13 protein-coding genes are annotated in these 10228 nt (G+C 59.8%); 2 read left to right on the top strand and 11 right to left on the bottom strand.

What is annotated here, in order from left to right; genetic code table 11:
• From AWU74_RS02530 to AWU74_RS02485, 10 genes are all read right to left on the bottom strand, one after another.
• A partial coding sequence (locus AWU74_RS02530; RefSeq protein ID WP_162504697.1) for a hypothetical protein occupies positions 1–916 on the bottom strand: 916 nt, incomplete at its 3' end.
• A 3-nt stretch (positions 917–919) separates the two neighbouring features.
• The gene (locus tag AWU74_RS02525; RefSeq protein ID WP_062327240.1) at positions 920–1936 is read right to left on the bottom strand and encodes a major capsid protein; all 1017 of its coding nucleotides are present in this window, start codon (positions 1934–1936) and stop codon (positions 920–922) included.
• Positions 1936–2289: a hypothetical protein gene (locus tag AWU74_RS02520; RefSeq protein ID WP_062327238.1), complete on the bottom strand. Its 354-nt coding sequence runs from the start codon at positions 2287–2289 to the stop codon at positions 1936–1938. Before AWU74_RS02520 ends, AWU74_RS02525 begins: the two co-directional genes overlap by 1 nt.
• Positions 2290–2302: 13 nt before the next feature.
• Positions 2303–3139, bottom strand: a complete 837-nt coding sequence (locus AWU74_RS02515) for a hypothetical protein (RefSeq protein ID WP_062327236.1) — start codon at positions 3137–3139, stop codon at positions 2303–2305.
• A 91-nt stretch (positions 3140–3230) separates the two neighbouring features.
• Positions 3231–4061 carry a DNA adenine methylase gene (locus tag AWU74_RS02510; RefSeq protein ID WP_062327233.1) on the bottom strand — a complete coding sequence of 277 codons (831 nt, stop codon included), beginning with the start codon at positions 4059–4061 and terminating at the stop codon, positions 3231–3233.
• A 262-nt stretch (positions 4062–4323) separates the two neighbouring features.
• Positions 4324–4590 carry a hypothetical protein gene (locus AWU74_RS02505; RefSeq protein ID WP_062327230.1) on the bottom strand — a complete coding sequence of 89 codons (267 nt, stop codon included), beginning with the start codon at positions 4588–4590 and terminating at the stop codon, positions 4324–4326.
• Complete coding sequence (locus AWU74_RS02500; RefSeq protein ID WP_238580134.1) at positions 4583–5896, bottom strand: ADP-ribosyltransferase; 1314 nt, start codon at positions 5894–5896, stop codon at positions 4583–4585. Before AWU74_RS02500 ends, AWU74_RS02505 begins: the two co-directional genes overlap by 8 nt.
• 133 nt (positions 5897–6029) lie before the next feature.
• A complete protein-coding gene (locus AWU74_RS02495) occupies positions 6030–6251 on the bottom strand; it encodes a hypothetical protein (protein WP_062327225.1) in 222 nt (73 codons plus the stop codon).
• A 94-nt stretch (positions 6252–6345) separates the two neighbouring features.
• Positions 6346–7278, bottom strand: a complete 933-nt coding sequence (locus AWU74_RS02490; RefSeq protein ID WP_162504696.1) for a phage portal protein family protein — start codon at positions 7276–7278, stop codon at positions 6346–6348.
• The gene (locus AWU74_RS02485) at positions 7242–7832 is read right to left on the bottom strand and encodes a hypothetical protein (protein ID WP_062327219.1); all 591 of its coding nucleotides are present in this window, start codon (positions 7830–7832) and stop codon (positions 7242–7244) included. Before AWU74_RS02485 ends, AWU74_RS02490 begins: the two co-directional genes overlap by 37 nt.
• A gap of 325 nt (positions 7833–8157) precedes the next feature.
• Between AWU74_RS02485 and AWU74_RS02480 the strand changes: the two genes are divergently transcribed.
• Together AWU74_RS02480 and AWU74_RS02475 are read left to right on the top strand one after the other, a co-directional pair.
• Positions 8158–9084, top strand: a complete 927-nt coding sequence (locus AWU74_RS02480) for a ribonuclease Z (protein WP_062327243.1) — start codon at positions 8158–8160, stop codon at positions 9082–9084.
• A 1-nt stretch (position 9085) separates the two neighbouring features.
• Complete coding sequence (locus AWU74_RS02475; protein ID WP_062327216.1) at positions 9086–9394, top strand: ATP-binding cassette domain-containing protein; 309 nt, start codon at positions 9086–9088, stop codon at positions 9392–9394.
• Positions 9395–9795: 401 nt separating this feature from the next.
• On the opposite strand, the gene AWU74_RS02470 is transcribed toward AWU74_RS02475, so the two are convergent.
• Positions 9796–10228, bottom strand: a 433-nt coding sequence (locus AWU74_RS02470) for a carboxyvinyltransferase (RefSeq protein WP_498067476.1), incomplete at its 5' end; no start/stop codon positions are given.

Genomic DNA, 10228 nt, shown 5'->3' with positions numbered 1-10228 from the left:
GGCGTGGTTCGCGAACCTGCCGCCGGGGCTGACCGCGGCGGCGCCGCACGGAATCCCCGACGGGTCGAGCGACGCGATAGTTCTTATCAGCGGGACGCCCTCGCAGGAAGCGCACGCGGTTATCAGCGCGACAATCCCCGCCTCGGCGGTTCGCGGCGGAGAAGCGATTCCCGTAGACGAAAACCCCGACGCGACGATAGACATAGAAGAGGCGCTCCCGACGGCAACGGTGAGCGACGTCGATATCGCGGGGCACGAGGGCACGCCGCTCGAGGCGCAGCTTAATAAGCCCCCCGAATGTCTCGGAAGGCGTACCGGTAATGCGAATGCTGAATTCAGGAGAAACCTGAGTCATGTTCGCCAGCGCGGTCAGTCCCGCCGGGAAACCGCCAAGAAACCACGACTCGCACGGCACATTGGCGGCATTGTCAAAGTGGTCGGCGTAGATTTGGCCGGTTATTGTGTAATCGAGCGGGTTCCCCACGCCGCCCGCGACGACCGCGTTGTCCACGCGCGCCGAACGCGGCTCTATATCCCATACGGCGTTCGGGTTGTCGTCCGTTTCGAGCGTTTCGCCGCTGGACAGATAGTCGCCGGGAATGCGCAGCTTAATAAGCCCGGCGATTCCTTCGAGGGGAGAGCCGGTCAGGCTAATTTCTATGGCGGTCCAGTCGTCCACTTTGAACATTCCCGTAAACGTCGCGGACACCCCCGCCGGGAAACCGACAAACCACGGCGCGGCGTCCATATGCATGGGGTTGAGCAAAAAAAAGACATTCACGCGGACGGAAATGATGTAGCTGAGCGGTTCACCGTAAGCGCCGCTTACGGTGACGTCGTTTATCTCCGCTTCAGGTGGCGCCTCGGAAAAAGCCCGCGGAAAGCCGCTTTCCCCGCGGGTTTCTTTTGCTTCCATTTTTTATTCTTCTGTGTCCAAAGTCGGCGGCTCTGTGTCCAAAGTCGGCGGGTCTGTGTCCAAAGTCGGCGGGTCTGTGACCCGCAAAAGCGCCAGCCCCTTCACGTTGATAAGCGGAAACGGCTTTGACTTCACGAACAGGTCTGTCCCGCGCTGGTCGTGCCGCGTCTTGGTGAACGCATAGAGCGGCACCGCCGCGCGCTGCACGACGTCGTCTATCTTCATAAAGTACAGCGCCTGCCCCGCGTCTTTCGCCCGCGCGATAAGCTCGTTGTCGCCGAGCATCCGCTTCACCGTCGGCGTGCCGGACACGTCGTCCTTGTACGTGTCGTTGTCGCGCCGAATCCGGTAGCCGGCAAAGTCGATATAGCCGTCGCCTACCGTCGCGTTCAGCTTCGTCTGGTTAGAGGCGAGCTCGATTATTTTCGCGTACCACGCTGACGAGCATACGTAGTCTATTGCCCCGCCGACGCCGTTTTCGTTTATCTTCGCGTTCAGCGCCTCAAGGAAGTCGATAAGCTGCCCCGTCGTAACGGCGCTGATTTGTACCGTGGTGGTAATTGCTTCCACAGTGCCGTAGCTCACCTGATAGCGGACGAGCGCGTTGCCGCTCTTCATCATGTAGTCTATCGCGCCCTTGTGCGCCTGAGCGCAGAGCGCCTTCGTCGTGTTCCGCACAAGCTGCGCCCACCGCGCGAGGCGGTCGTCGATCATCTGCTGCTGACCCAAAGAGGTCGCGCGCTCAAACTCCGATTCTTCCGCCGCGGTAAAATTGTCGTCGATATCGACCGACATAGGGCGGACATAGTCGAGCGTCGCGCCGTATGCGGGGCGCACGCCCGTTTCTCCCGTGGAAATCACGGGAATGTTCCCGACCGTCGACATAATCTCGCTTTTTGCGAGTATGTCCGAGTTTTTGTTCACGACGCGCTGAAAATACGTGCGCGCGTTCGAGGTTTCCGGCGGCAGCGCCGCGATTACGCGGACAATGTCCTCCGGCTTGATTAAAATTCCTGCCATTATTTAAAGTTTCCTCCCCATGCCTGTTTGAGATATATGCCGATTGCGGTGAGTTTCGCCTTGAGCGTCGCGTTCGCCTCCGCCCCGGTGTTGTCTAAGAGCCGTTTTGACACAACGACGCCGTGCACGCCGTAAATCACGTTCGCCGTGCCGTCTGAATCGGCGGCAAGAACGCCTACCGGCGTGTCCGCCGTCGCCGCGGGCTCCACGTTCGCCCCGTTCGCTTTCAGAATCGTTCCCGCCTTCGGCGCGGCGGTTATCGCCGCCGCCGTGAGCGTTCCGCCCATTCGCACCACGGGGTGGTCATCCGCCCACACGCCGCGGTCGCCGTAGACGCTTGCTGCGTTATCCATTTTTTCCTCTCCTTTACATATTGGTCGCGGCTTTCGCCCAGTCTATGGGCTTGCCGTCCGCGTCGGCGAATTCCGCCTCTCCCGCGCCTTCAAGCAGCCCCGCTACCGCTTCGGCTTTCGGCAGAAGCCCAGCGGGAATTTTCCCCTTTACCGCCTCGGAAAACGAGGCGAGGCGAGCCTTGCGCGACGCCGTTTCCACTTCGGCGAGCTTCTTTTCCATGTCGGCAAACTTCTTTGCCGCTTCCGGGTCGGAAAACTCCGGCTTCTTCGGCGGCGCCTTGTTTTCCGCCTTGTACGCCTCAAACTCGGCTTTGAGCGCGTCCAGCTGCTTCTGAAGCGCCGCCGCCTTGTCTTTTTCCGCCTTCAGCGCCTCTTCGTGCGCCTTCTTTTCCTCGTCCGTCATTTTTGCTCCTTCTTCGGGCACCTGCCCGGAAAATTGATATACTTCGGGGCTTTCGCCTTCCGAATAGTTAATGCCTAAATCTTTGAGCCCCGGTATCTTGGGCGGAGTCGCGCCGAGGAACGCGACGTGGTGCAGGTACCGCTTGCCGTCCGCGCCGCGCTTCGGGATAGACACGGACCAGCCGCTGTACGCGCCGCGCTCATACAGCGCCTCCGCTTCGGGCAGGAACATGACGTCGCCGTAGATTTTGGCGCCGTCGTCGGAAAGGCGCATGTCGAGCACGTCGCCGAACTTCGGCGCCTTGTCCGTTTCCGCGTGCCCGATTACCGCGGGGCGCTTCCCCGCGAACGTTTCAGCAACTTCCCGCAAATCCTGCCGCGTGATTTCCGCGCCGTCCTGCCCCCATTTGCCTATTTTGGCTAACTCGAGCGTGTGTACCTTTTTCATTTCCTGTGAGTATACCGGACGCGCCGCGCGCTTTGCCTTCTATAGGGGGCATAAACAGACGGGGAGCGCCGCCGGCGTCCCCGCCTGTTTTTCAGTTTTTTCGGTCTGCCCCGATGTTTGCGCACAGGATTTCGGGCGGGGCTATGGGGTAGTTTGCCGTGAGCACTTCAATTTTATGCGCCGCCGGCGAAACCCTTGCCGCAATTGATTTCCGCATTTTTATCTCAAACTGGCTCCAGCCGTGTTTTTCTTTGTATTCGGCAAGCGCTTCGTGGCGGAACGAGCTCAAAAGAAACTTCCCTTCGATTTTTGAAAGCGTCTCAAGCAGCGCGCGGAAATCGTCGCCTGAATAGCCGTCGTAGTGCCCCTGGTCGGTGCCGGGATAAGGAGGGTCGAGATAAAAGAACGTTTCCGGGGCGTCCCTGCTTCTGATTATTCTTAAGGCGTCGCAGCATTCTATCTGCGCGTTTTGCAGGCGGGCGGCAAGCTCTTCGGAAAATGCATGCCGCTTGTTAGCCAGCCTTTTTGTCGTCTGCCCGGTTAAGTCGTAGCCGAAGCCGCCGTCGAGTATTGCCCCGTAGCTGGTGTTCGCCAGCATCCAGAGCGCCCACGCGCGCTTTATCCTGTCAAACATGTCTGGGTTTTCATATATTACGCGGGCGTGCTTATGCATTTTGCGGCTGTGCAGGCTTATGCTTATTTCGCTTTGCAGCGCAGGGAAGTCGCGCTGAAGCACCTCATAAAAATTGACAACCTCGCTGTTTATGTCGTTGATTATTTCTACCGGAGACGCGGGTTTCGCAAAGAATACCGCCGCGCCGCCGATAAACGGCTCGGCGTATATGCGGTGTTCCGGAATTAACTGCGTTATGGCAGCCGAAAGCTGCTGCTTGCCCCCGTAGTATGTTATGGGCGTTTTCATGGCTTTATCCCCCTAACGTTAATTTATTAAATCGGCGCTCTGCGGCGCACGCGCCGGCTTGACGTGTAAACACTCGCTTCGGCGCGTTTTAATGCCTTTGCAACGGTGAAAAACGCCGCTTCATGCGCGTTTCATTTGCTTTTGAGCATCACGGATGCGCCGAGCGCTTTGCCGTCTATAGGGGGGCATAAAAAAGGCGGGGAGCGTCCTTCGCGTCCCCGCCTGATTTTATTTTTGCCGTTTATTTGAAAAAGTTCCCGCGCTATTTAACCTTGACGCATGTCGGCGCGTAGGCGTCTCTGAACTTGCTCATGCGGGGATAAAACATAGCAGCGCTCTTGTTTGAGAACCTGAAAACTGTCCACGTTTTATCGCCTACCTCTCTCGATTCTATCTTTACTACGTGTCCGTGTTTATCCAAATCGGACAGCAAGTAGTTTCTGCCTAATTCCTGCTCCTCCGCTTTCCACGTGGTGAGGAAGGCTTTCATAAAAACTTTGTCCAGTTCTGTCAGACGGTCTTCAGTCATTTGACGCCTCCAAAATCATCGAGCTCTTTGTTTTCTCTATAACCGTATATTTGCGCCCGCGCCCCAGCAGGAACTCGTCTTCTTCCGGGTGAACGGAATTTTTCCCCAGATACATGCCCCTCGTCCCTTTCCTTATCCTCATTTCAATTGTAAAATCCGAACTCACAATCTCGTTCCCTTTGTCAACGCAGGTGCTCACATAGCCGGGCAATTCGTAGGTCTGTCCTGCTTCCCAGCCGGCATAATGCTCCGCTTCCGTTCCGCGCCAAGCAATAATGTCGTCTGTCAGTTTATACTTTTTTATGATTTTATCAAGGCGTCTCACCCTTGTTTTTATTTCACTCAAAAGCTCTTTGTTTTCCGCCCTCTGGTAGTAGCCGTCTGTAGCGTACAGCATGCCGTTGGTTTCGACAAACTTGGAGCCCGTATATTCCATAGCCGCCTCTTTCTGCTCCGCCGGCGCCGAATGGAATATCTGGTCGCTGGCGTTCTGAAAGTCCTCTTTGAGCTCCCGGCTCACGGTTTTGTATTCCCTCGGCTCGGCTTCCGCTACCCGCAGCTTTTCCGCCGCTTCTTGGATTTCTTCCTGCACCCCGTAGCGCTCGGCGCGCTCTTTCATGGCGGGCAGTTCCTGCCACCACGTGTCTCCGTCAAGCGGGTACGCGCCGAACCCTTCCGCCGCCGCCGTTCCTTCGGGCGGCAGTTGGTAAGACGCCGGCAGTTCCGCCTCGTCGTATATCGCCCGGAGCGTCGAGCGGCAGTTGAAGTGCAGGGGCGGACAGTGCGTCCGCCAGAACGGGTGTTTGTACGGCAGCACGACGGGCGGGTCGGACAAGCGCCGGCACTCCTCGGTCTGCCGCTCGTCCTCTATGCCCAGAAACTCAAGCGCGATCGGCGGAACGTCCTCGAATCCCATGGCGTTCCCCGCGCCGTAGGCGGTCTGCAGATTCGTCCGGTACACGGTCTCCCAGTACCAGCCGTCGCCGGGAGCCATTTCGCCGGGCGCAAGTATTTCGCTTTTGGTCTTTTCCCAGAACTCGGTGAGCGATTCGCCCGAGCGGATAGCCTCCGCGAGCATCCCTTTGCTCTTTTCCAGGAGGTCGCCGTCCGCTATGCGCGACACGGTAAACGCGCGGAACCGCAGTTTGTCGCTGAGCGCATAGTATTCGCCGCGTCCGACAGCCGCTCTTTTTTTCATATAATCGAGCGCTTCCTCAAACGGCAGCACCTCGATTTCGTCGTTATCCCCGTCGGCGAACTCTTTCTTGCCCGCCGCCCGGTCGATTCCGAGCAGCGCCCCGCGCACTAATAATGCCGCGGCGGCGCTCATTGCCGCGTAGTCGGGCGGCAGCGTTTTCTGCGTTTCAAGCAGCGCGGGGCGCTTTGCCGCCGCAAGAGCGAATTCCCGAATGCGCCGGTAATAGCTCTCGGCTATAAGCTCACGCGCTCCGCACGACAGGCGGTCGAGCGCGCGCGCCTTTAGCCTTGCCGCCTTCCGCGAAAAAAAAATCAGCGTAAGACGCCGGGTCGCCCTCCGCGGCGAACGGGGAAGTGACTGTCTTTACGAACGCGTCCGCCTCGTCCTTCGGGCGCGGCACGTGGTTCTTGTCATAGAGCGAAGAAAGCGACACCGGCACGCCCCGGTCTATCGCGTCGCGCACCGTTTCCCACGAGGCGTAGTCGGTGCTGTCTATGTCGTATATGGGAGCTTCGGCGCCGGGGAAGTTTATCCCGACGAAAAAAATCGCACAGCTTTTACAGCGTCTGCTGCATGAGGTAGGCGTCGCCGCTCGTTACCGAATCGTAAGTCTTTTCGTGCGTCATCGCCTGCGCCTTTGTGCCGTAGACCGCCTGATTGGTGGCGAGGCTCTGCCCCGTTATCGCGTAGGCGATTTCCGTGTTGCACGTCGACACAATCGCGTCAAAGTCTTTTATCTCTGAATCGACGACTTTTATGTCGGTAACGTTGCCGAACGCGCCGGACGAACCGCTCTCAAGGTTCCGCAGTTCCTCGGAAAGCGCCTTTGCCCGCGCTCTCGCGTCCTCCGTCGTCTTTGACTGAAAGAGGGCGAGCACAGACGGCACGCCGACCTTTTCCGCCGCCATTATCCAGAACTTAAAGCCGAGCCGCTTGAACTTCCAGGGCCAGTAAGCGCTTTTGAGCGCGGGCGAGCCCCACCGGCTGCCGTCGCCCGTGCTGTTCCGGTGCACGAGGAACTTGTACGGCTCGTTGAGCGGCTTGTCTTCTGCCGTCAGATAGGGCGTCATGTACTCGCCGTCCTGCGGGAACGAGAGCGCCTGCCGCGGCACGGGCACGAACGACGCCGGCGCGTATATGCCGTTTTTGTTCTCCCAGATAATCTCGCACACGGCGATTCCGTAAGGTATGGCGTTAAGCAGAATAGACTGCGCCTCGTAGCGCGCGTTGAAATTGACGTATCGGTCGCACGCCTCGTCCACCGCCTTGTTGCCGGTCGGCGTTATCGACCCCGTAAGCTGCTGCACCCGGTCCTTGCGGTCGCCGACAAGCGATTCTATGCGTCCGTCGCACATCATGTCGGAAAATACCTTCTGGCTTTCCCCGACGGAGAAGAGCCAGTCGTTCGTGTCTTCAAGATACGAAACTATGCTTCTGAAGCCGGAAATTTCTACTATGTGCGACTCAAGCTCTTTCTTTTTCGCTGCCACCTAATACCCCCTGAACTCCGCGCGCAGGCTCCGCCGCACGCCACGGGCAGCGGGTCCGCGGCAAGCTCGCTCCACGCGTAGAGCGCGAGCGCCGCCCCCGCGGCTCCGTCGCCGTGCCGCTTGCCCTTGCCGTCCCGGTCGGCAGTGCGGAGCGGCGGGATGTGCGGCACGCCGTTTTTTAACTGCACGATAGAAAAATCGCTTTTCACCGCTTCGTCGTCCGGCACAAAAAACGTGCCCTCGTCGAGCATCGTGCGGAGGCGCGGGAACCATTCCGCGTACCACGCGGGCGTTTCCATGACCGCCGCGGCGGAGCCGGGAAACTCCAGCACCGCCTCCTCGGCAAGGTTCTGTCCGTTGCCGCGCGCGTCGAGCGCGATTCCGCCCCACACTCCGCGCGCCCGGCACCACCTGCCGATAAGGAACACAAGCTGTTTCTGCTGCTCGAACGGGCAGTTTTTTATCTCCGCCACAAGGCGCGTCTCCGCCTCGTTCCGGCTCGTCTCTTCAAGAAACCAGAGGAGCGACAGGTCGCCCGAGCGCGCGAAGTCCATTCCGACGTATGCCCTGCCGGAAAAAGAGGCGAGGTGCGGCTCTATGTAACAGGGAGGTGCATTCGCCCGGCAAAGGCAAATCCCCCGCCACCCGCACCGCTCATGCCCGCGTATATGGCGCTCCTACACGCGCTGCCGGGTGGTTTTGCGCGGCTCTTGCGCCTGCCTGCGCAACGCTTGAACAGCCTTATCCCAACTCTGAATAAACTTATTCTAATCTTGAACAGACCCCGTCAGTCTCGGGCGTTACCCTTACGGGGAACGCCCAATTTTGCCGCCGAATGCCGCAATTGATTCCCGCCCCCGTTTCCGCTACAGTGTCGGTATGAACCTTGAAGCGTTCGTGCTCGGCTCCGGCGGCATGATGCCCCTGCCCTACCGCTGCCTCACCTCGGTGCTGCTCCGTCGGGACGGCGACCTCTTCCTATTCGACTGCGGCGAGGGGACGCAGGTGTCGCTCCGGCGGCTCAATCTGCGCTGGAAGAAAATCAGCGCCATATTCATAAGCCACACGCACGCCGACCACGTTACCGGCTTGCCGGGCATGCTGATGCTTTCCTCGCAGGTCGACCGCAACGAGCCGCTCTATATCTACGGGCCGCCCAAAATAGCCGAATACGTCGAGACGAGCCGGCGCGTCCTCGACATGTACATAAACTACGAAATCATCGTGCGGGAAGTCAGCGCGCCGTGCGTCGTGCACGAGGGCGACGGCTGCTATATCCGCGCCTTCCCGCTCGCGCACGCCAAAACCTGCGTCGGCTACGCGCTGGAGGAGCTGAGCCGACCGGGCGAGTTTCGCCCCGAAGCCGCGCTCGCGCTGGGCGTGCCGCGCGGACCCCTCTGGTCGGAATTACAGGCGGGCAGAAGCGTCACGGCGGGCGGCGGGGCGACGGTCGAGCCGTCGGCGGTTATGGGTCCACCGCGCTCCGGCAGGAAGTTCAGCTTCGTGACGGATACGCTGTACCTGTCCTCTATCGCTTCAGAGGTGCGCGGCTCCGACCTTCTGGTCTGCGAGGGTATGTTCGCCGAAGACGTCGCCGCTCAGGCGCGCGAAAAGAAGCACCTGACGGCGCGGCAGGCAGGGATTATCGCCCGAGACGCGGCGGCAAAGCGGCTGGCGCTCATTCACTACAGCCCGCGCTATTCCGACCGCGACCTTGCCGTGCTGCGGGACGAAGCGGCGGCGGTGTTCCCCGGCGCGTTCCTCTCCCGCGACCGCATGACGCTCGAAATTCCCTACGAGGACTGAGATGATACGGCTCGACCGCCTGACGAAACGCTACGGCGACATACTGGCGGTGAACGGCGTGTCGTTCACCGCGGAAAAAGGCGCGGTTACGGGGATTCTGGGGCTGAACGGCGCGGGCAAGACGACGCTGCTCAAGGCGGTCGCGGCGGTGCATTTCCCCACGTCGGGCACGGTGGAGACCGGCGGCTACGACGCGGCGGAGAATCCGGCCGCGGTGCAGGCGATTACGGGCTATGCCGCCGAGCAGCCCCTGCTCTACCCCGATACCGGGAAATATCCCTCGCCTACAATTTTGCTACCAATTAGTTAGTTCCCTATTTCTTACCTGTCCGAAGTCTCTTTAGGCAGACACCCACGTCCATTTCTGCGTTATTCGTTCCTTCTGCGGGTTTCCGCTCCCCTAGATCTCCATGTCGGCACGGCACCAAACAATGCGCACGTTTGAGTTTGTTTTACGCCCAGCTCAGGTGGCCTTTTGTGCCCCACAGCACAAGCGTTCATGTCCGTGCGAGAGACCAGCGCTCACTCGCGTGTGCGTCTCACACCTGCCCATGCAGGAGAATGCCGCAAGTTCAGCATAGAGATTCCTTCCCTTTTGTCCGCTCGGCGTTTGCCTATACGCGCCGCGAATTTGCTAAGCAAACTCGGTAACAAGCCTTCACCACTATGCCGAGTTTCTCAAGAAATTCGGGCGTTCCCTACGGAGAACGCTTATTCCGTGCGGGTGATTCGGGTGCCAAGACTTTGGAGCCGCTCCGCAAGGTTCTCGTAGCCGCGCTCCACCTGATACACGTTACTTATGACGCTTTCGCCCTCCGCCGCGAGGGACGCAATCACGAGCGCCATGCCGGCGCGGACGTCGGGCGATATGGAGTATTCGCCGTGCAGCACGCAGGGGCCGGACACGACGGCGCGGTGCGGGTCGCAGAGCGTAACGCGCGCGCCCATGCCGATGAGCCGGTCGACGAAGAACATGCGGGACTCAAACATTTTTTCGTGAATCAGCACGGTGCCGTCGACCTGCGTCGCCACCACGGTCATGATGCTCGGCAGGTCGGGCGGGAAGCCGGGCCAGGGCGCGTCGTCGATTTTAGGAATCATGCCGCCCCGGTCGCTGTTCACCTTCAGTTCTTGCCTCCGCGGC

The sequence above is a fragment of the Treponema endosymbiont of Eucomonympha sp. genome, assembly GCF_001028545.1.
This window is presented reverse-complemented; position numbering and strand designations above follow the sequence as displayed.

Coding starts and splice junctions, on each gene's coding strand:
- AWU74_RS02510 (WP_062327233.1), bottom strand. CDS start 4,061: ATGAAAACGCCCATAACATACTACGGGGGCAAGCAGCAGCTTTCGGCT.
- AWU74_RS02525 (WP_062327240.1), bottom strand. CDS start 1,936: ATGGCAGGAATTTTAATCAAGCCGGAGGACATTGTCCGCGTAATCGCG.
- AWU74_RS02505 (WP_062327230.1), bottom strand. CDS start 4,590: ATGACTGAAGACCGTCTGACAGAACTGGACAAAGTTTTTATGAAAGCC.
- AWU74_RS02515 (WP_062327236.1), bottom strand. CDS start 3,139: ATGAAAAAGGTACACACGCTCGAGTTAGCCAAAATAGGCAAATGGGGG.
- AWU74_RS02485 (WP_062327219.1), bottom strand. CDS start 7,832: ATGGACTTCGCGCGCTCGGGCGACCTGTCGCTCCTCTGGTTTCTTGAA.
- AWU74_RS02480 (WP_062327243.1), top strand. CDS start 8,158: ATGAACCTTGAAGCGTTCGTGCTCGGCTCCGGCGGCATGATGCCCCTG.
- AWU74_RS02475 (WP_062327216.1), top strand. CDS start 9,086: ATGATACGGCTCGACCGCCTGACGAAACGCTACGGCGACATACTGGCG.
- AWU74_RS02520 (WP_062327238.1), bottom strand. CDS start 2,289: ATGGATAACGCAGCAAGCGTCTACGGCGACCGCGGCGTGTGGGCGGAT.